This window comes from Vibrio sp. D404a (assembly GCF_030248535.1).
In the GTDB taxonomy this organism is placed as follows: Bacteria; Pseudomonadota; Gammaproteobacteria; order Enterobacterales; family Vibrionaceae; genus Vibrio.
This window is the reverse complement of record NZ_JAHGAJ010000005.1, coordinates 188,038-209,152: the sequence shown is the minus strand read 5'-3', so window position 1 is coordinate 209,152 and position 21,115 is coordinate 188,038. Positions and strand designations below refer to the sequence as shown.

19 protein-coding genes are annotated in these 21,115 nt (G+C 46.6%); all 19 read right to left on the bottom strand.

The annotated features are described in order from the left end of the window. Positions 1 to 11 precede the first annotated feature (11 nt). The 19 genes from icmH to KI655_RS03640 are packed head-to-tail and all read right to left on the bottom strand — an operon-like array spanning position 12 to position 21,115. Positions 12 to 1,238 carry a type IVB secretion system protein IcmH/DotU gene (gene icmH, locus KI655_RS03730; RefSeq protein WP_285401852.1) on the bottom strand — a complete coding sequence of 409 codons (1,227 nt, stop codon included), beginning with the start codon at positions 1,236 to 1,238 and terminating at the stop codon, positions 12 to 14. 4 nt (positions 1,239 to 1,242) lie between these two features. Next, positions 1,243 to 2,571, bottom strand: coding sequence for a type VI secretion system baseplate subunit TssK (gene tssK / locus KI655_RS03725; RefSeq protein WP_285401851.1), 1,329 nt, complete (start codon positions 2,569 to 2,571; stop codon positions 1,243 to 1,245). A gap of 10 nt (positions 2,572 to 2,581) precedes the next feature. Beyond that, entirely contained in the window at positions 2,582 to 3,088 is a 507-nt protein-coding gene (tssJ, locus tag KI655_RS03720; RefSeq protein WP_285401850.1) for a type VI secretion system lipoprotein TssJ, read from the bottom strand. Beyond that, positions 3,088 to 4,080, bottom strand: a complete 993-nt coding sequence (locus KI655_RS03715) for an FHA domain-containing protein (RefSeq protein WP_285401849.1) — start codon at positions 4,078 to 4,080, stop codon at positions 3,088 to 3,090. The genes tssJ and KI655_RS03715 overlap by 1 nt, the downstream gene beginning before the upstream one ends. Positions 4,081 to 4,100: 20 nt before the next feature. Next, a complete protein-coding gene (locus KI655_RS03710; protein ID WP_285401848.1) occupies positions 4,101 to 4,844 on the bottom strand; it encodes a transporter substrate-binding domain-containing protein in 744 nt (247 codons plus the stop codon). A 20-nt stretch (positions 4,845 to 4,864) separates the two neighbouring features. Further along, on the bottom strand, positions 4,865 to 7,483 hold the full coding sequence (gene tssH / locus KI655_RS03705) for a type VI secretion system ATPase TssH (RefSeq protein ID WP_285401847.1): 2,619 nt from the start codon (positions 7,481 to 7,483) through the stop codon (positions 4,865 to 4,867). Next, a complete protein-coding gene (locus tag KI655_RS03700) occupies positions 7,483 to 8,484 on the bottom strand; it encodes a type VI secretion system baseplate subunit TssG (protein WP_285401846.1) in 1,002 nt (333 codons plus the stop codon). The genes tssH and KI655_RS03700 overlap by 1 nt, the downstream gene beginning before the upstream one ends. Next, a complete protein-coding gene (gene tssF, locus KI655_RS03695) occupies positions 8,475 to 10,247 on the bottom strand; it encodes a type VI secretion system baseplate subunit TssF (protein ID WP_285401845.1) in 1,773 nt (590 codons plus the stop codon). The genes KI655_RS03700 and tssF overlap by 10 nt, the downstream gene beginning before the upstream one ends. After that, complete coding sequence (gene tssE / locus KI655_RS03690) at positions 10,240 to 10,668, bottom strand: type VI secretion system baseplate subunit TssE (RefSeq protein ID WP_285401844.1); 429 nt, start codon at positions 10,666 to 10,668, stop codon at positions 10,240 to 10,242. Before tssE ends, tssF begins: the two co-directional genes overlap by 8 nt. After that, complete coding sequence (locus KI655_RS03685; protein ID WP_032552860.1) at positions 10,665 to 12,089, bottom strand: type VI secretion system contractile sheath domain-containing protein; 1,425 nt, start codon at positions 12,087 to 12,089, stop codon at positions 10,665 to 10,667. Before KI655_RS03685 ends, tssE begins: the two co-directional genes overlap by 4 nt. Positions 12,090 to 12,123: 34 nt before the next feature. After that, positions 12,124 to 13,602: a type VI secretion system contractile sheath large subunit gene (tssC, locus tag KI655_RS03680; protein ID WP_285401841.1), complete on the bottom strand. Its 1,479-nt coding sequence runs from the start codon at positions 13,600 to 13,602 to the stop codon at positions 12,124 to 12,126. Further along, entirely contained in the window at positions 13,602 to 14,105 is a 504-nt protein-coding gene (tssB, locus tag KI655_RS03675) for a type VI secretion system contractile sheath small subunit (protein ID WP_032552862.1), read from the bottom strand. The genes tssC and tssB overlap by 1 nt, the downstream gene beginning before the upstream one ends. Positions 14,106 to 14,129: 24 nt before the next feature. Next, positions 14,130 to 14,654 carry a type VI secretion system tube protein Hcp gene (locus KI655_RS03670; RefSeq protein WP_032552863.1) on the bottom strand — a complete coding sequence of 175 codons (525 nt, stop codon included), beginning with the start codon at positions 14,652 to 14,654 and terminating at the stop codon, positions 14,130 to 14,132. A 47-nt stretch (positions 14,655 to 14,701) separates the two neighbouring features. Further along, the gene (locus KI655_RS03665) at positions 14,702 to 16,027 is read right to left on the bottom strand and encodes an ImpA family type VI secretion system protein (RefSeq protein ID WP_285401836.1); all 1,326 of its coding nucleotides are present in this window, start codon (positions 16,025 to 16,027) and stop codon (positions 14,702 to 14,704) included. Positions 16,028 to 16,041: 14 nt separating this feature from the next. Continuing rightward, the gene (locus KI655_RS03660) at positions 16,042 to 17,094 is read right to left on the bottom strand and encodes a hypothetical protein (protein ID WP_285401834.1); all 1,053 of its coding nucleotides are present in this window, start codon (positions 17,092 to 17,094) and stop codon (positions 16,042 to 16,044) included. A 40-nt stretch (positions 17,095 to 17,134) separates the two neighbouring features. Continuing rightward, positions 17,135 to 17,434 (bottom strand): PAAR domain-containing protein, encoded by a 300-nt coding sequence (locus KI655_RS03655; protein WP_032552866.1) that lies wholly within the window; start codon positions 17,432 to 17,434, stop codon positions 17,135 to 17,137. Beyond that, the gene (locus tag KI655_RS03650; RefSeq protein ID WP_285401831.1) at positions 17,434 to 18,012 is read right to left on the bottom strand and encodes a hypothetical protein; all 579 of its coding nucleotides are present in this window, start codon (positions 18,010 to 18,012) and stop codon (positions 17,434 to 17,436) included. Before KI655_RS03650 ends, KI655_RS03655 begins: the two co-directional genes overlap by 1 nt. Beyond that, on the bottom strand, positions 18,012 to 20,066 hold the full coding sequence (locus KI655_RS03645; RefSeq protein WP_285401829.1) for a type VI secretion system Vgr family protein: 2,055 nt from the start codon (positions 20,064 to 20,066) through the stop codon (positions 18,012 to 18,014). The genes KI655_RS03650 and KI655_RS03645 overlap by 1 nt, the downstream gene beginning before the upstream one ends. 50 nt (positions 20,067 to 20,116) lie before the next feature. Beyond that, entirely contained in the window at positions 20,117 to 21,115 is a 999-nt protein-coding gene (locus tag KI655_RS03640) for an ABC transporter substrate-binding protein (protein ID WP_285401826.1), read from the bottom strand.

Below are 21,115 nucleotides of genomic sequence, written 5' to 3'. Positions count from 1 at the left end.
AATTAACCCTACTACTTCGCTTTGGTGATAAAGGCATCGGTTATTCCAGATTGCTTCGCACTTTCGAGTATTTCACGTGCTTGCTCTCGAGTGTCTGCATGGCTTAACACTCGGTATTTATCTCGCCATAGTCTCACTTCGATGTTGGGGAACACAGCCCCATAGCGTGATAAGAAATTCTCAGACGCTGCTTTGGTCGATAGCGTCGCCAGTTGAACATGCCAATTACCCGAAGCCACAGATTCACTGATATTGCTGACTGGCGCTGTTGTTTTCGGTGTGGCTGTTTTAGGTGAACTTGTTTTAGATGATAGAGCGCTCGGTGCTCTGCCTAGCTCCTCAGGGGTACTGGTGTAGATGAATTCTTGTTCTTGTATATTCGCTTGGCTGTAATACTTGTCAGTAAATTGCGGAAGCTGGATAAAGGCTTGTGCTTTTTGTGGTGTCGTTAAGTTGTACCAATAGTAAATTCCCGCCCAAGTAAGCGACAGCAGCATGGCGAATAACAAGAACCCTCTGGTTAAACGTACTGGTCGTTGAGGACGACTCACTTTCTTGATTTGTGCGGCATGCGGCCTTGGAATTGCGTGTGCATTATCTTCACTAGTTTGCGTATCTTGTGCAAACACCGCCTCTTCAATTCTTTGTAGAAGAATGCCGAGTAGCTCTTTGCCTTCCACTCGGTATCGGCCACGAAACCCGAGTTTGATCATGATATAAATGAGCTCTAGTAGATCTCTAAGCAAAACTGGCTGAAGCAATGCACGCTCTGCGACCAGATAAAATTGCTCACCGCCGTTTTTAATTCCAAACAGCTCACTGACCAAGGTTTGGTTTTCCCAACCAGACTCATCTCCCCAGTCCGAGTGAAGGATCTGTTCATCCAACATTACTGCGAATAGGAAACAGGTTTTATCGGCCACAGATGGCGGGTAGTCGAGCTTAGCCACTTTGTATTTCAGGTCAGTAAGCAGGCTTTTAATACCGGTTCTAAAGGTGTAAATATCCGCTGGACACTCAAGCCTTTTTATAGAAACAGAGAGCGATAATAGCTCTGAACTGGCACTCAAGATTTCGTTGTCAAACAGCAAGCCTTTGCGCTGAAACATATTAAATCGCGCATGATTTTTTATGGCGTTAAGACTAGCCAGACGCACGGAATCGAGATTGGACTGAGCCTCCCTCGACTGGGGGTCCGTCTCTATCGCTATCGTTGCTTCATCGAGTAGGTCATCCATAACATTACCCTAGCGCATACAGTTTTATTTCTAGGTCTGGCACTCGGCTGTCAACATGCAGTGCAATCGGCTCTCTTTTCGACTTGAGTTGCTGCCAGTATTCATGAGACGTCTCAATCTCAAAATAGGCCAGATCCACTTGAGCTTTAAGTTCGGAAGGGGCAACCGCTAGCGGGTTGATCGTTACTCCAGACTGACTGTTACGCACCAGTTCAGCAATCAAGCTGATGCCACTCAATGTGCATGCGCTTGGGAAAGTCGAGCTGAGCATTGAAGCGCCGATAGAAGATTTCACCGACAATACCAGCCTACGACCATCCATTTGATGTAGTGTTGGAATAGACAAACGCAGTAGACGGCGCTTATCAAACAAGTTCACATCCCAATCAAACTCAGTCACCTTGTCACTCTGCACCATAGAGAGCTGCTCACGAAGCGCGGCGAACAAAGGCCCAAAGGCTTGATGAAGGTTGTCTTTGTCTAGAACGCGGTGGTTGGCGTTACCAATAGCGGGCGTAAAGCTATCAAGCTCAGACGAGAAGCTCGTGAGTTTTTCATAAAGCAGCTCTACATTGCTATCTGGCTTAGAAAGCAGGATTTGGATTTGTGGGCTCCAACGGTTTAAGGTTTGTAGCCACATGAATTCTCGCATTAAGCTCAGGTCACTTTTGGTTTGCTCACCGACGCCAATGCGCTCCAATACATTTTTCGCTCTCGCCTGTACGAGTATGAATAGCTCCTTTAAGCGTTCTTTTAACTGAGTTGAGGCACCGTATTGAAGGCAGCTTGGGATGAAACCTCTGTCGAGAACCACTTCCCCATCCCCTCTTCTTTCAAGAACTTTAGCAATCGGAATAAGCACTAAGCCATTAACATCTTCACCTTCCACAACCAAACGGATATTGGGCTCTGCCAGTGTAGCTTTGATACCACTTTGCTCGGCATCACTTGCATCAAACAGGTTATGCTCTGCAACGATATAGCGTCTCAATTCTTCTTTTAGCCCGTATTCGTTTTCACCCTCAACAGAGAGTGGCAGGGCTAAGTAAATACATTTATCGATGGTATTTTCAGGTACTTCAATTAATAGCTCTCGCGTGCAGTCGAATAGAGTGCCGTCTTGAAATACACCACTGCATCTAACGACACCGAATTTCCCCAACTTTAAGTAGTTAGATTCGATCTCTAGCGCTGATACGCCATAACTGCCACTGCCTGACGTCAATGCAACATACTTCTGAATATATTGCGTAATGTATCTTTCGGTTTGCTGAAAATGCTGAGGAGCGACAAACATCCCCTCTTTCCAAACCACTTTTCTTTGATGTTTCAAATAGGTCTCCTTACCACCAAGAACTATCAACAGGCTGAGTAATCTCAATCTTTGTTTTAGAGATTCGAATAATTATTGGGTTTTCATCAGGGTCTTCGACTAACGCTACTAAGCCTTTGCTCACTGCCACTTCGTAGTCAGCAAACTCAGCAAACACTGCGACAGCTTTTGCTTCTTGCTGTACTTCTAGTACAAAAGAGCGCTTCTCTTCGGGCAACACCGGCGCCAACACTTTCGTGTCGACAAGGGTTCCTGCTAACACCGTGCTGTCCGATTCGTACAAACTGATGAAGTCCGCTTTTTCAAACGCACCTGTTTCTTTTAATTGGTAAACTCTTACAACCAAAGGTCTTGCTATATCGTCTTCGAATGCATTGATATCATTCGTCGCTTCCATCTTGACGTTGACCGACATCGATGGTTGAAAAACACTCTCATCGCTTGAACTACAAGCCATGATCAAAAATGAACTCACTACGGTTGACAGGCAACGAACAAAAAACTGCTTTGTCTTCATTACTTGTCCCTTAACTCTTCTAATAACATCGCGGTAAAGTTACGTTTGAACTCTCCACGGTCTTGTTTACGTGCGAACTGCTTTTTGTACAGCCCCCAGTACTTCTTCTCTTTGCTTCCCCACCCAGACAGGTAGTCATTGAACTCACTCTCCAAGTGTTGCGGGTTGAAATCTGCGAGGAACTTATCCAAGGTCGTTTCAATACAAGAGACTAATCTTTCGCGATCAACAGCTGCCGTTAGCGCCGTTTGCTGATGTTCAACGATCTGATTGAGCCTCTCGATACTTGAATCCAGTGCTTGAATTTGAGAGCCGTTGCTCAGAGTCACCCCTGTCTCTTGAGACTCACTGTGTTGAGAAGCGCGATTTCGAGAACTTGGCTCGTCAGCCATGATGATGGGATCGCTACTCGACTTTTCATCGAGCGCAATGTTAAGAAGATCATCTTCTTCAAACGGGTCATAGGCATAGACATCTTCGCCAGATACATTGTCTGCACTGAATGTACTCGCGGTATCAATCGCCTCTTCAATTTCATTGAAGGCTGTTGATTCAGCACCAAACACGGTGGCAGCTGGCTCTTCGATCACACCCGCAAAGTCAAAAACAGGTTCATCTGTTGGGATTCTGCTAGGTTCCGATTTTTCCGGCTTGGCCTCTTTTGAGAAAAGCTCCTGCATATCACTCACCAATAGTAAGTAACCGCCTATACGAATGCTGTCACCGTCGCTCACCTTGGCGGATTGACCAGCACCAAGAAGAACGCCATTGACCTGTGCACCATTCGCACTGCGATCGATAACCTGAAAGCCCCCCTCAGAATGGGGAAGTACTTCGATATGAACACGAGAGAGCGTGCGACTCATGTCTGGCAGCTGAACCGTACATTCGTAAGAACGACCTATAGTGCCACCACTACTTGGTAATGATATCTGTCGGCTGACTACCTGCTCGTTTTCAGGTAGCTCGATCAACTGAAAACTTATATTCATGGCATTCCCTTACCCTTACTTCAATAACACTTACGTAAAGAACGATTAAATCTATCCAAGAATCCTGGGGACTCTCGTAAGAAGTCATTAGAAAAGTGAACCATTAGATCTTGTTTTTTGATCCTTACTTTTTGAAAGTAATCGACCGGTATACCTGCTTTCTTCAATGAATCTTCAAAAACAAGCTCATATTCATAAGCCACGTCCAAATCGCCTTTCCATAACATTTGGAGCAGTGAATCTGCGTCACGCGGCTTGCGGATAACGTTGTAGCCATCTCGCTTTAAAGATAACCACTTGTTTGTATTAAACTTAGCACCAAATCGCAGACTAAACTTGGTTGTTTCGTCATTTATGTCGGCATAGATGTTTGGTGCGATGAACCACGCCAAGTATTCCGACACAAGAGGCTCCGATGCAGTTGCGAATTTCGCGCGTCGACTGTTAGCAGAACCGGAGAAAAAACCATGCATCTCACCGGTTTCCACCATCAACTGTGCTTTGTCCCAGCGCATCACTCGAATCTCGTAAGGTTGCCCCATACGGCGCAGCGCGCACTTCACTCGGTTAACGGCAACGCCACCTATCTCACCATTTTCATCCACGGTTTGATAAGGCGTCCAAATCTGCGTCGCCAGTGTTACTCGTTCTACAGCCTGAGCACTGGCGGCAGCGCTCGTCACAGCAATAAACATCACTGTTTTAAGCGCCGCTGCCCTGAACTTACTCGGCAACAAAAAGGTGTTTCTACTGATACTGCTCACCTTTAAGATATCCTTCTCCATTAAGTGATGTTAACCACTAATTCACCAGTCACAGGATCTGTTGTGACCGCGACTTGATTGATACTCTGCCCTTCACTCAATCGATGAATACAATCAATCGCCAGTTGAGGCATCAGAGAGCGGTTGATAATCTGCTCAACGGCGCGACCACCTGTTGTTGGGTCAGTATTACGACTCACCACAAAATCAACAAACTTCTCATCCCACTCAAAGGTCGCTTTGTATTTCTCGTCCAAGCGCTTCGCAATACGATTCAGGCTGATCTCAGTGATCTGGCTAAGCTCATCACGATTCAATGGGTAGTAAGGCACTATCGTGGTTCGTCCTAAGAACGCAGGCTTGAAGTATTGCTGCAGTGCAGGACGAATTTCTTCTAGCAAATCTTCGTTAGCCAAACGATCTTCGTGCTCTTCACAGATATCAACGATGGCCTGATCAGCAGCATTCGACGTCATGATGATAATGGTGTTCTTAAAGTCGACAGTACGACCCTCACTGTCCTTAATATGGCCCTTATCAAAAATCTGATAGAACAAATCATGGACGCCCGGGTGCGCTTTCTCCATCTCATCAAGCAGCAGCACAGAGTAAGGGTTACGACGAATCGCTTCGGTCAACACACCACCTTCGCCAAATCCGACATAGCCCGCAGGAGAGCCAAGTAGCATTGAAATTTTGTGCTCTTCTTTAAACTCGGTCATGTTGATAATGGTAAGGTTGTCACCACCACCAAAGACCTCATCAGCAAGTGCCATCGCCGTTTCAGTTTTACCTACACCACTTGGACCACACATCAAGAACACACCAACTGGCTTACGACTGTCTGTCAGGCCTGCGCGTGAAATTTGGATACTCTTGGCAAGTTCACTGATCGCCACATCTTGGCCAATCACTCGCTTGTGTAGCGCTTTATCGAGAGACAACAGTTGAGCCACCTCTTCTTGCACCATGTTGCCCGCTGGAATACCCGTCCAATTCTCGATAACTGTCGCAATCACTTGGTCATCAACCACAGGGAACACCAGTGGCAGCTCACCTTGGATCTCTTTTAACTGACCAAGTGCAATATTAAGTTGCGCTTGGCTCTCGGTATCTACATTGTCTTCAAGGCGACTACTTTCAATCGTTTCGCACAGTGTGGTAATCGTCGCGACCAATTCACGCTCTTTTTCCCACTGTTCATTAAGCGTGTTTAATTCCCCTTTCTGCTGGTCAATTTTCTGATTAAGCCCTTCGTGGTCGACCGCTTTGTCAATGAACACCGCACCTTCTGCTTCTAGTGCAGAACGTTCACTCTCAAGGTAACTGATATTCTGCTCTAAGCTCTCAATGCACTCTGGTTTTGCGCCTTGGGTCAGTGCGATACGGGCACATGCTGTGTCCAACAAGCTGATCGCTTTGTCTGGAAGCTGACGAGATGGCAAATAACGAATCGACAAGCTCACCGCCGCTTCAATCGCATCTTCCAAAATAAACACGCCATGATGGGCACGCAGAGCTTCACCAACGCCTCGTAGAATCTGTTTTGCATCTTCTGCGTTTGGTTCTTCAACGCTGATCAACTGGAAACGACGCGTCAATGCAGGGTCTTTCTCAAAGTACTTCTTGTACTCAGCCCATGTCGTTGCAGCAATAGAACGGAATTCACCACGAGCTAAGGCTGGTTTAAGCAAGTTAGCGGCATCGTTTTGACCTGCTGCACCACCGGCGCCAATCAGTGTATGTGCTTCATCAATGAATACGATGATCGGTGTCGGTGAGCTTTTCACTTCGTTGATCACGTCTTTCAGGCGGTTCTCAAATTCACCCTTGATGCTCGCACCTGCCTGCAGCAAACCAAGATCAAGCGTATGAATTTCAACACCTTGAATCGCTGGCGGTACTTCACCTTTAACGATGCTATGAGCCAAGCCTTCTACAACCGCGGTTTTACCCACGCCCGGCTCACCCACTAAAATAGGGTTGTTCTGACGCTTACGACACAAGATGTCTATCGCCATACGAACTTCGCTGTTACGACCTAATACTGGGTCAAGTTCGCCGTCTCTAGCTTGTTGAGTCAGGTTTACTGTGTATTTTTCAAGAGCACCACCAGCGACAGCGCCCGCTGCGTTTTCTGATGCTGCTGCGCCAGATGAAGCCGCTTGTGTTTTCACATTCTTGAGGGAACTGATTTGAGAGTTCAACGCCTCAGTAGATAGAGTTTGAAGTGCAGCCAAAGAAAACTTCTTCATCCCTAAGTTATCAGTCTGAGTTAGGGCTAGAAGTAAATGAAGACTGGTGACTTCCTGATGACCGTAATTAACAGAAGCAAGCATCCAAGCACTTTCCATCAATTCACTGGTTGCTAGGCTAATCGTAGGCTGTCCAGCTGCACCTGTAGACAGTCGATTAATACGCTGTGTGAGTTCGCTGAGCACAACGCTAGGATCAATGTTTTGCTTGCTCAAGCAGCTGATGAGGTTTTGTTCCTTCATCGCGATGAGTTGAACCAACCAATGTTCTATCTCAATGGCAGTGACTGTTTGTGCCATAGCAGCTCCTGCTGCTTCCTCTAACGCTGACTTAAGGTGAATATCTAGCTTTGAAACGAGGTTCCCTAGTTTTATTTGTGACATCAAACTCTCTCCTGTTGAATTAAGATCTTACGAAATTCCGATTTTCGTTTATGAGGCACAAGGCAGTTGGCCTCTCCAAGTCTCAGGCCACTCTTTTGGCTTGAGAGCATTGGCTCATCGATGTATTCACGTTTCACATACATATAAAGTCGAATATCGAGACTCTCGCGCAAATAGGCTTGTACTAATGATTTCATCGAGGACGCAAAGTGTGAGTTATTCAATAACCCTAAATACTCACTGCGCGTTTTAGGTGTAATGTTAATTTCCAATGCTTTGAAGGTTTGAGTTCCTGTTGAACCCAACCAAAAGCCTTGGCCCAACTTTTGATTTTGACCTTGCTGACTACCAAGTTTGGTTTGGTATTTGGTATTGATTCGATAGAACGACGCTGGCGCGACAACTGGGTTCACCGTTAAAGAGAAATAGTTACTCAATAGACGTTTTAGCCCGTTGAGGTTTCTGCTTTTGTTGCCCAATGCCATGCCATGACGCAACATACTCGGGTCAGATTTGTCTCGATTTGCATTCGGAAGAGCAAACATGCACGCCAGTGCCGCTTGTTGAGATAAGCGCCCCACTACATTACCCGCTTGCACGTCACGCTCCTGTTTAAGAAGCATGTTGCGATTGGTTTCGACATGCAACTTGAGCTCTAGATAACGCTGATTAAACACATCAATGAATTTTTGCAGCGCATAGTCATCTTGGTGCAAACTGTTAAGGAGCTCAGCATACATATAGTCAGGAATTACCCCTTTTGACCCAGACAGCGCCTCAAGGCCAAGCTTAATCTTTAGTGTATTGTCGCTACGACGAATACGCGTCACTTCACTCGCATCACCATATGGCATAACCTCTGGCGACAACTCTAGATTCGCTTGGCTGCCCATAGCTCTCAGAAGACGTATCACTTGTACAAAATCAAACGTATGAGGTTGGCTTAGCAACCGAGTTTTGACGTGGTCGGCGTCTTGTTGAGTCATCTGAGTTATAGACATAGCTGGCTCCCATGAGTTTTAGGGAACTGCACGCCCGGATTGTCACTACCAAAGCGCTGTACCGAGACCTGAATAAAACGGTCAAAACTGCAATATTGCGAAAACACTGAGTTAAGAATTTGAGAAAACACTGAAAAGTCGGCGCCTAAAATTTCATCGTCGACGACGACTTCAATTTCAGTACCAGAAGCAAAAATACTGTGCCCTGCAATAGTAATTGGAGCTACGAGGTGGCGATAGGATACCTTCTTAATTGCGTATGCTTGCGGGCATTGGACTGAGTTACACGTTAAGCGTAGCGTATCCTGAAGTGCGACTGTTGGGTCATCAGTTTGTACCAAGCTCGCAAAGTTGGCATTCAACATAGCCAAGAAACGCCATGTTAACTGATTATCTAGCGATGGATACTGAGGTGCGGTCGGTGTTTTTAAAATGGAAAACTCGCCCGGCAAATCAACCGCAGCAAGAGAATTCGCTAGCGTTCCAGATCGAATCAAACACGGGGCTCTACCATTGCAAACCAGTAGCTGAGTGGCTAAAACCACGGCCTCTTGCTCGGCAGGTAGCTGCGCATAGCTAACTGATAAATTCATGCAGCGTCGACCTTTATGGTCCCAATGCTGACTGCTTTGCCATTGTGGCGCATCGGTATCAGACCAATAGCCACTGGCATAAATAGGCGATAACGGCACTTCGCCCGTCGACATCACTTCACACACCGACTCAACTGACACCACAGTGAAATGATCTTGTTGCTGCGCATCGGCGATGACTGGAATCGAAAGCTTGGAGAAATCGTAACGCATTGGCTCACCGCGTTTACTGAACAGGTTCACCGCTGGTGCTGTGTTCAACAAAAATACATTACGTGAAAATAGACTGAGGTACTCTACCGGCAGTTGCTTGATGAAGAAAGTAAGCTGAACTTTGTCGGTTTCAAATTGGCTCAGCTCTTCACCCAGATTCTCAATGCGCATATATGCTGCTTTGTCTGGGTAAGCGAAGTAGTCTCGCAGGATATCAAAGCCGCTTAGGTGGCCGTCATAAGTAGGCAGCCAAATGAAATCAGGATCGGTAATGCGGCTACGTAATTTATCAGTATCGACCAGTACCTGCTGTTCACCACTGGTAATCGAAATCGCTTCGGTATTCAATAGCAGAAGGTCGATCAAACCGCGTGAGCTACTCTCAAAACCTCTCACATAAAAATCGAACGATCCGGTTTCCATTTGTGAGAAAAACAGCTCTGGATCGTTACTTGATAGCTCAACTTGAATCGCTGAGTCTGAACGTCGCAAGGTTGGCGGCGTTGGGAAATTAAATGGAGCCGTTGTGGCAGAAATATCCGCAATGTGAAAAGGCTCGATGACCATCTCGTCCACCAGCGTAAAGATGGATTCCATCTCATCATGCACGACTGAAAGCTCTGAGCCTTTATTTAAAACAACCTTTGCTGTCGCTTCTTCGGCTTCTACGTCGAGATAGAATGGGGTGTAGCTTGGAATAACTTGCAGATACCCCGGATAAACAATATTGATTAAGTCCTGTAGGATCTCAGGAAACTGCTCATCAAGACGTTTCTCTGTTTTTGCATTGAGTAATGCTGCCGCTTCAATTAAGCGACTGATATTTGGATCTTCTTGATCATGTTGATTAAGGCGCATTGAGCCAGCGTGTTTTGGAAAGTCACGCCCATAATCGCTGAGTGCAGAGCGGATACTCGCCAACTCTCGCTCGAAATAACTTAGCATTTGATCAGACAACTTCCTGTCCCTCCATGGTCGCCTGTTGATTGGATAGGCTTAAATTCGAATCAAACAGGAATACGTGCTCTCCTGCTGAGGTATTGACCTTAGCCATGATGGAAAAACAGATCGCGTTCTTGGTTTGATCGCCCTCTTGGACGAACACACTCACTTCCGACAGTCGCGGCTCAAACGACTGAATCAAGCGTTCTAACGCTCGTGAGAACTGATCTTTCTCTATTTGGCTGCTTTGACTCTGTGAGTTGTCCAAGCCAAAGCAGTAAATGGATTTCTGAGTTTCTGAATAGACACTCGGAATCAAACGCATTGGCGCTTCCGAGTTAAGCAGAGTCGTCAGTTGATAGTGAATAGAATCAAGCAGATCATCACGATCAGAGCTGGTGTTGCTTTTCTTAACGAAGGTTTTCCAGAAACTCATGCGCGACCTCCAGAAGCAAACAGTGACTCTTCTGTACCGAGATCTGTAGATAGCAGAACTTCACCACACACGTTATCGAACTGATACTGAGGCTGAACGAGTACATTACACACGTAGCGATCGTTCTCTCCTTTCACCTGTTTTACTTCTACGCGGCTCTTACTGAGTGGAAATTTCGCGAGCGTTGCTTCATCGGCATTGAACAAGTTACTGGTGTACTTTTGCAGCCAGTTATTCAAATACAATTCACACTCTTCGGCGCTTTGAAAGTTGCCGATCATGCCGCGGATTTGCACCTTCAAAAAGTGGGCGATACGGCAGATCATCAGAGTGGTTTGCACTTGGCCTGCGACAAGGTCGGCGTCATCTCGGGCTTTATCCCAAATAGAACGATTACCTCTGAAGAAATACTTGTCGGTGGTGGTGCTATGACACAAAGGAATAAATCCTTGGTCTGCATAGAAGTTGCCCATCTCGGTATAGATATTGAGTTCTGGCGTTGGAGTGAATGTTGCAGGCGTGCCCACGCCATTTTGCGGGACATTCACTAATGAGCCGATCAACTTGTCTTGCCAGCGCGACTTCATAAAACCAAACCAATTGATGCGATTAAATTCTCGCATCGCAATCGAGGCAAACAGCATAGCTGCACTGCCCCACAAGCCCTTTTGCATCTGTGCTGATTCAGAAAAAACAATGCGACGAGAAGATGAAAAAGAGTGCGCTTCACGCAAGCGAACACGTGGCATCGCAAGAGCGATGAACCTGGCTTGGCTAATACTTCTTAAACGCTGCCAAGAGACAAAATCCGGTCCATCTAAGATCTTTTCTATTCGATTGGTATCAGATAACCAGTCAGGGCCACTCTCTCCAAAAAAGTTATCTTCTGGAGACAGTACAAAAGGACACAAACAGAGCTCGCCTAGACAGGCTAATAGCTCTAATGTGTAGAGATCATCATAGTCGTCATCGACATCCATCGAGATAGCATGGTCGACGACTATCATGCCAAAAGGCTGACCGCCAGAAGTGTTTAACTCTCTATTGGCGACCAAATTATATAAGCTGGTTCTCTTTAAAGAGACGGCATTATTAAGCTCATGAGAAAGCTCTCCCCATGAGGTATCTAATAATTTAACTCGTATTTTTTGGTAGTTAACTGGAAGCATGACAAGGGTTTCTACGCCCTTCCATGTTGCCTCCAATTGACTAAAACTAGGATGATGAATGATATGAGACAGCTGCTCTGAAATACGACGATCTATCTCCGCAATGAGGCGAGTGACACCGGCGAATAACAAACCGGTGTCACTTAGCATCTCTGCATCAATATGGAATAGCAAAGAGAGCGCATCATGCAGATACGCACTGTCCTCACTATTCAATTCGCAAAACTCCGTTTGCAGCTTCTCATCAAACATCCATCAATCCATTCGTGCTTGCTGTTGTTCCAAATTAACCTGGGATCTTCGTAACCATACGGACAGAAGTGGTTAATTCCTCCATTTGCAACCACGGTCTTAGGTGAGCGACAGCAGAGTACGCACCCGGTCTACCTGGCTGTTCCACAACCTGAATCTGAGATTCACATAGCGGTGTTTTAGAACGTTCAGAGTTACCAACAGCACCAGAGTTCGTGTATTGATCAATCCACGTTTGCAGCTGCTTCTGAATATCCGTTGCTTCAAGGTTCGAGCCCAACATATCGCGACCCATTACTTTTAGGTAATGTGCGATACGGCTACTTGCCATGATGTAAGGGATACGTGCAGAGATCGCTGCATTACTGGTTGCATCAGGATCGGTGTAAACTTTTGGCTTCTGAGTCGTTTGGCTACCGATAAACACACCATAGTTGGTGTTTTTGTAGTGAACCAAAGGCAAGAATCCAAGATCGCTCAGCTCTTTTTCACGCTCATCAGTCAGGTTAACTTCGATTGGACATTGTTGCTGAATATCACCAGCATCAGACTTAAACGTCAGGTTAGGTAGGTTCTCAACCTTACCACCGTTATCTAAGCCACGAACCGCCGTACACCAACCAAACTGAGTGTGAGCCTGAGTCATTTTCAAGCCGAATTCAAAAGCAGCATTAGACCAAACTAACTCTGAGTTATCTTTCGGTTTAGGGTTACCTTCTGCATCTGTCGCTAACTCTTCGTAGTTGAATGAGTCAGTTGCCAGACCTTTGTCGCCGTATGGAAGACGAGCAAGCGTTTGAGGCATGGTTAATACCACATAGCGAGCATCATCACTTTCACGGAAAGCGTTCCAAGAAGCATACGCTGGAGAGTCGAAACCAGCCGCAACTGGCTTACCCTCATCGAAGGTTTCAAACGAATCAAACTCAAACATTTCAGGGTTCGCCGCGGCCACAAAAGGAGCATGGCTTGCTGCCGCTGTTTCACCCATGTATCTCAGTAGCGCTACATCTTCATCTTTGTGGCTGAAGCTGTAGTCACCAATCAATGCACCATAAGGCTCACCACCAGCAGTACCGAACTCTTTCTGATACAGCGCATCGAATAACGGGCTGCGATCGACTGCAGGCGCATCTTCAAACTGCTCAATGAGTTCATCTTTGGTGAAGTCGACCAGTTTGATCTTAAGAGACTGACCGGTTTCACTCTCTTTCACTAGCTTGTTCAAACCGCGCCAAGAGCCTTCAAGTCTCTGGAATTCATCGTTTTGCATCACTTGTGAAAGTTGCTTAGACATCTGTTGATCGATCTGGGCAATCGCGTTTTCTATTGTTTTAGAAACGTTTTTGTCCCAGGTTACCGTACCACTAAGAGCCTGTTCTGCGAGGACTGAGAACAGTTCTTTGGTTGTATCAGCCGGGGTTTGGTTTGTTGCTGCAATTGCTCTGTCTAATAGACTCGCCGATGCCGCTTCTGCTTCTCCACCCGCTTGGCTTTCTAGTTCAGAACTCATTACTCATCTCCTTTGCTTTCTACGCCCAACTCACTAGAAAGTGCGTTAATCTGATCGGCACTTTGTAGTACTTCTTTCAATAGCTTCTCCAAATCACGAGAACGGTCCGCCTTTGAAAGGAGTGTTTTAAGCTGTTGACGTGTTTCAGCAAGTTTTTTCAATGGTTCAACTTGCTCAATGAGAGCATCTGGCTCGAAGTCTTTCATTGAAGAGAAAGATAAAGCGGCTTCAAATTGGCTATCGTCATCTTGTAGCGTGTTATCTACTTTCAGCTTTAGCTCTGGGCCTACACGTTTCAGAACCGTATCGAAGTTGTCTTTATCGATCTGGTAAAACGTTCTCTCTTCTAAATCTTCGCGATCTTCTTTATGCGCAGAAAAATCCCCAATAACACCTACAACAAACGGCAGTTCTTTGTTCTCTACCGCACCATTGGTTTCAACGTCGTAAGTGATACTTACCCGGTTTTTGCTAACACGTTTGTGTTGTGAATTTAAAGCCACGTTACTTCTCCCTGTTAATCAAAATTAAGCCGCCTTAGACTCAAGTTTGCCTGTGGTACAATCGAACTTAACGGTATCGCCTTTCTCGATCTTACCGCCGTCGCCTTCTTGGTAGTAAACCTTGGTCAGCGTGGTGTACGTAAGCGAGAAATCCTCTACAGGTAGCTGGCCATCAGAGCCATGAATGTTGTAGCTAGCAATACGAGTTTTCTCTAGAGTTAACACAAGGTATGGATCTGCGCCTGCACCATCACGAGATGGTTTAGTCAGCAGAATTTCAACCGTTTTACCTTCTGCACCCGGTGCAAATAAGAATGTGGTTAGATGAGGAGATGCACCATCTGACGTACGAGAAACATGAATTGCGTCCAGTGACACCATCCCTTTATCGGCGTTGTTTGCATTACCAACATCAACGGCTACGCCACGGTTTGCACCCCAGCTCATGTTATCGATAGCGAAGAAGCCTTTCTTGCCACCAATATCACCGATTGTTGCTGCGCCTTTAATCGTATTTAGTCCATCAATTCGCATGTAAATAGAAGCCATGATTATTCCCTTTTCTATGATTTGTCATTTTTGACTGTTAGTAACCGCTACCACTCGATATTGGAGAGCCCTGAATCAGAGCTTGGGGTAGAGGTTGATTCCTGCACTTTCACTTCTTCCTGAACTGTTTCTGACGGCATGACCACTTGAGGTTGTGGCGCAGCCGTCGCTTTGAGTACTGCTTTATGCTCAGCGCTCTCGAGTCCAGCTAGATGTTCGATTCTTTGATGTACGGCGCCGTTATCGCCGACCAGTTCTTCGAGTAATTCTGGTAATGACATTCCTCCCCAACGTATCGCTCGTTTAAGTAGTAAATAAATTGGACTGTGTGGTTCATTTTCTAAAAAGTAGTCGGCAATCACCTGCAGATCCGCCAATGCTTGTTCACGAGTCGCTGCTGCACTGGCAGTGGCCATAGTTGCAATTGCAGGTGCGCTAAGAGCTGCGGCAGAAACTGAAGACACTGCGGGTGTGACCGGCGACTCAGCAACAGCACCTACGGTAGCGGGATCAACACTTGGTGATATTTCCGCAGGCTCTGGTTCAGCTGGAGCTTCGACTACCGGGTCAAGCGGCCAATGAGCAAACTGCTCGCCAACTAAATAGCGAAGTGCTGAGATAAGGCGTTCAATGGACTCTTTAACAAAGCGGAAGCTCAAAGCCTGAGCTCCGACATCAGCACACTTACTTGAAATCAGTGTTTCTAACTGGGTTAACGCCTCTAAAGATTCGCCCAATGCCAAAATGCGTGATTCCACTTCGCCTCTTTCACTCGCGAGTGCCGAGACGGCTTCCGCTTTCAGTGTCGCCAACGTCCCGTCTTTTTCGTTCTTGTAGAATCGGCCGTAATCGATATCACCAACCAACGCTAACATCTGAAGAGGCATGTACAACAGGCCGCTCTCTGCGGTATCGCCAATCAGTTGCAATAGAGGCTTAACTCTGTGCTCTGCAACCTCGACAGCTTGGGCTTGCTCAGTGTCGCCTTTGCGCTTTTTCTCTGGCAGCACAGGGTGCAGCGTATCCCAGTAGTTATCGACTACGTTTTCCATGCTTCTTAACGCGTTCGACAGATTCTGGAACGGCTGTGCGCCAAACAGTTGAGCCACCGTAAACCAAGAGAAGATTTCGAGGTCTTTCGAGGTCTCTTTTAGGCACTGGTAGCAGGTCTCCGACAGCTTTTGCCAATTCGCTAAATTCGCATCCACGAGCTCCGCATCTTCTAAAGCATCTGGGATTTCCATTAGCTGACGAAATGACGATTGCGCCATGTTGAATTCGTTACGGTAGCCACGAAACAGCGAGCGATTATCTTTTAGATATTCACCACAAGGCGCTTCGTCAGAAATCGGTGTCAGCAAATCTTCAAACATTCATTGATTCCCCACTAATTCGCATGCCAATTGGCAGCGGTACCCGTTACACCAGGCTTGTGCTGAGACTTAGTGAAATTCGCCCAGATAAAGCTTGCGAGAAACGAAATAGCCCAAGCTTGTGCATTACTAGAGTCTTGATTCGCTGCCTTTTTGTAGTCATAAGGGCCACATTGAATCACCAGAGGCTTCTTGCGATTCTTATAGCTGTAGTGCTGAGCCGCCGGTAAGCTCTCGCACTCTTTAGATGAAGGCAGTTTGAATTTTGCCGAAACCATCTTCGATAAAATGCTTGCAGCCAATAACACATCCTTGTCTCCACACGCGATGCTGCGGCAGTGAGTGATAGCGGTTCTTAGTTTGTTCGCTACTTTTCCTGAAATATCCGCAGGAACAGTAATGACACAGTCGGTATCATCCCAAACAAACTTCTGCTTGCCGCCAATGTAAGCAAGGCGTGAAAGGTTGTAGAACGCGTGACCATAGGTTTTACCCCAAGCCATCTGACTCACGTTCAGTTGAAGCTCAACAATATGAGGGATCGTTTTCTTTGGTGTAGGTACGTTGTTAACTCTGGTTGAAAAGTCGATTTCGACCTGCAAGAAGAACTTTACGTCCTTGTATTGGTCTAGGATCTCTTTTTCCCAGAGATCTTTCACAGCGTCTGATTGCTTGTCTTTAATCGCCTGATACTCAGGTGTCGTGTAGATATAATCTCTGAATGCAAACATCTGAGCGATCGTGCTAAAAACGATCGTTGCACGAGCGATATCTTTAACCGCCAAAGGCTTTTTAACGCCTTGCGTTTTATCGGTTTTAGGATCATCCCAATTGGTGATGCCACACTTAGCCGCGATACGTTCACGGGTTTTTAGGGGACCACGGTTATAGGCAATCGCCTTACCGGACTCATTGTTTACTTTTCGAGTAAGATCAAGCATGAAAGCATGCAGCTTGGGGTTAGCCAGCTTCGCTTGCTCGACAAGTTCTTCTATCTGTTCGCGCTTATGGTCATTGTCCCAAAACGTTGTTTGAGAAATAACTCCCTCAAGAGTATGCGTTGGCATCGTTCCCTCCACTCACCATCTTCATAGTTAGTCCTTTCAACTACCCACCTATTTGAACCGTCGGAGCACCAAAAACAATGCTGCCCCCGTGACTTGTTGTGTCGCCCATTCGTGCAGCCGGAGTGCTATTGATTAGAACAGTCGCACTGCCTTTTACTATGCTGTCTGGCGGTCCTACACATACCAGCGAGTCACCCATTTTTGCCGCTGGTAATTTACATATCAGTACCGTCACTGCGCCCGGCCCTACAATTGGCCCACCCACATGAGGAATTGGCGGAGTACCCGGTGTTTGCATCGGGCACGTGTGCATGTCAGTCAATCTTGCTGCAGACGGCATCATTGGTCTCCTTCGCGTGTAACACCAGAGCCACCATTGGCGATATCAATAGCGCTGTTAAATACCTTCTTGTAGTAAGCCTTATATCCTGACCACTCAGGTAAAGCTGCGGCTGTATTAACCGCTCCAGCAACAGCCTTTGCGTAAAGAAGATCGGCAGGCATGACCACAGGTAAATCAGCAGGTGCAATACTGCCTTGACCACTCCAAAACACTGATTGTCCTACCCATCTGGCTGAACTTTCATTCGGCAGAGGTTCTATTGCTTTTTCAATATGTCTGCGAGTCGCTTCGTTGGGCTCTTTCACCCATTTGCCACTCTCATTAATCAACTTCAGCTCTTGGTTGGTTAAGTCCGCTTTTCTTAACTGCGTCGCTTGTACCGACCACCAGATCGCCTCTCGCATTGGCAGTGCATGTGCTAAGTAGTTAGTAAGATCGATGTTCAGCTCCGCATCTCGCAACTTAGTAATCGCCTCTGTAGGTAACGTCTCAACGTTTACCAAAGCACTTGCTTCTTCTGATAGCTCAAAATGAGCGAGTATCTGAGCTGAATTCTTGTATGGGATCTTTTTCATCAGTTCACCATCACTATTGTGCCTTTCACGGCGGTTTGACCTGATGAACTGATCTCAGCGGTCGCGGCACCAGAAACCTTGGCGGTAACGTCCCCTTTTAGCTCAGCGTTGAGCCCTTGAATCTTGGCGCCAGTGCTGCCTTTCGCGGCAAAGCTAGTTGAGGCGCTGAGTGACATTGATGTACTGGCCTTCGCGCTTAAAGAGCCTTTTGATGAGATACTGACAGAGGTTCCCGATTGGCTAAGGCTGCCGCCATCTAGCGAGATTTTTGAACTGCCACTGATCGCAACTGTACCGCTTGATAACTCGATCTTATCGCTGCTGATCACCAACTTACTGCTGCCGACCTTTAGCGTTATCGTGTCATCGGCAGTAAGGGTGATGGTTTTCCCATCTTCCGTAATCGCCTCTTTTGCCTTTAGGGCATATGACTTGTCTGTCGAGAGTTCGATACCCTCTTTCGCTGTTAAAATGCTTTTCTGTTCGATGGTTTGAGTGACGTTTTTCGTCACTGTGGATTTGAATTCACCACCGACCGTTTCTGTGTAGTCATTGATAACGTCACGCGTCATGTCTTTTGCAGCGTTGACAGCAAACAGCTCATTGTCTTTTTTGTCATCAAGCTTAATTTCATTGGCTTTACCGGCCAGTTTGGTCATTACGCCGCTTTGAGTAGTGTTCGCGGTTGGATAAGGCGGTTTGTGTTTGCTGTTATAGACACTTGAGACAATGACTGGCTGATCTGGATCGCCATTGATAAAACTCACCAGTACTTCCTGGCCTGCGCGAGGCAGAAATTGTGCGCCATAGCCGTTGCCTGCCATGGCTTGTGCCACGCGTACCCAACAACTGGTTTTGTCGCCACTTTCTGGATCCCAATGGAACTTGATTCTCACTCTTCCAAGCGCATCATTGGCAGGCTCACCGTCTTTGCTTCCTGAAACCAAAGCCGACTGCAAACCATGTAACACGGGCTTATCTTTAGCAGATGGATAGAACACTTGGTCTTCTGGGATACAGGTCAATTCGGCAGTTAGATCGCCTGTCTTGTCATCAAATTCATAACGCAGCTCAGAGACTAGATAATTACCTTTCTGAGTCGTGTCTGAATGGCCTGCTAGCTTTAAGAAATGCCCAACACAAACATCCAAAGATTGTGTCTTCGCATAAGCTCTGTCGTATGAAGAGTCCAGTTGGCCACGCTGAGTCTCGACCAATGCACTTGCTAGGTCGGTGTAACTGCCAGCAGGGCTTGCCGCTGGGTAACGATACTCGGTCAACTTAGAGTTGTTCGACAGAGTATATTTGGATTTTTTCGCTTTGCTTGTCACCAACTTCGACTGGTTGTAGTCGTAGCCTGCAATTTCGAGTGAAGCACTATGAAAGCGCTGCTCGCGCTGCCAGGTATCAAGCACCTCATAATCGCCAGACGGTTGCCCTGCATAGTCAACGGTGACGCTATCATCGGTCGCAAACGGTTTAGACGCTTGTTGCAGATAAAGTGTGTCTGCTTTGCTGTCTTTACCAAAGTAATAGTGCACGCCTTCTTCTGCGAGCAGTCGAGTGACAAAATCAAAGTCTGATTCGTTGAATTGAATGCAGTACTCTCTTTTCGTTGAGGGCATACTTTTAACGCTGTAGTCGCCTTTAAAACCCAAGTCATCAAAAATACTGGTGACGATTGTCTGAACCGTCGCTTCTTGAAACACCCGGCATTGTCGTGAGTGCTTGAGTAAAAAGAACCAAGGCTGAACCGTTAGCTTGACGCCAAAATAGGATGAATCAACGCGCTGAGATTGCACTTGTGCTTTAACCACATACCCTTTGAAGGTACGCGCTTCTTTGCGGCTAGAACCGGTTTCCGTGTAAAAGTTGCAATCAATCGGCTCACCAATCCAGTCTTCCGCACTAGAGCTTGACGCCAACACGGTGACTTGGAACTGATACTCATCACTGACCGCCTCACAAACCGAGAGATCAGACGCAACAAACTCTTTGCTCTTTGAGTTTTTAACTACCAACAAGCTACCTTGAGGTTCAATCAATTCGTTCATTGAACCTCCTTGTGGTTGAATGCTAAATGCGTTCCTTGCATATTCGCTCCTTACTTCACGTCTACGTTTACCAGTTCGGCAAACCGCAGTAATTGAATCGGAGGGAAAATGGACATGATTCTTGCCACTTCCATGTTGATCGAAATCGAGTAGCTGCTTAGCTCCGCGATAGGCAATGTGCCCGGCTCCACGCCTTCAAAAAGCACCTTCTCTGCTTGGTTAGCAGCCAACTGACCCACTCGGTAGTATTTATTGGATACCGAGATAAGGGCGTTCGACTCTGTCACCATTGAGTCGTATGCAGACGCTACAGGTAGGCCATTCGCCACAGCAGCGGAGGTAAAATCATCGCGATTTGACAGGTTGTAAGAGCTTGAGCCGACATACACCACGTCAGCGCCTTGCTCGACAAGCTTTTGCATCTTGCCGTCAAACTGACCGGGTAACGGTTTTCCATTCTCATCAAGCTCGTAAGTCTCAATCACTGTTTCAAATTCCATTTTCTCTTCTAAGCTCTTTAGCTTTTGGGTATTTAAGTTCGAGTTGAGCTCAGCCGTTGAGTACACCACACCAATCTTGTCCACTGGGAAGTATTCACGCATCACGCGGATCTGTACTTCCTCGTCAATACGGTTTCGTATTCCAGTGACTAACGAACGCCCTGACGTTTGTGGCGAATCGATAATGCCTGCACCTACAGGGTCTGCAACGATCATAAATAGTGCCGGTATGTCACCCAATTTGGTCTTGTCGCCAAACTCGTCACGAGTTCCGATAATGGCTTTACTGACGCTAGTTCCCCACGTCACAACCAAGTCTGGAGAGAGCGATTTAGCCTCTTCAAGGAACTCTGCCAACTTCGTTTTATCCCGGTTCGCATTCCTTAGCGTTATCTCAACCGGTAAGTTATTGGTTTCAATATAGTCAAAGAAACCTTGGCACGCCTCCTCACAACCACGCCAAACGGTCATATATACTGATTTAGTCTCTGTCGCTTGTACAAAACTAGGGGCTATCAGGGCTATGAGTAGTAAGATAATTTTATTCAT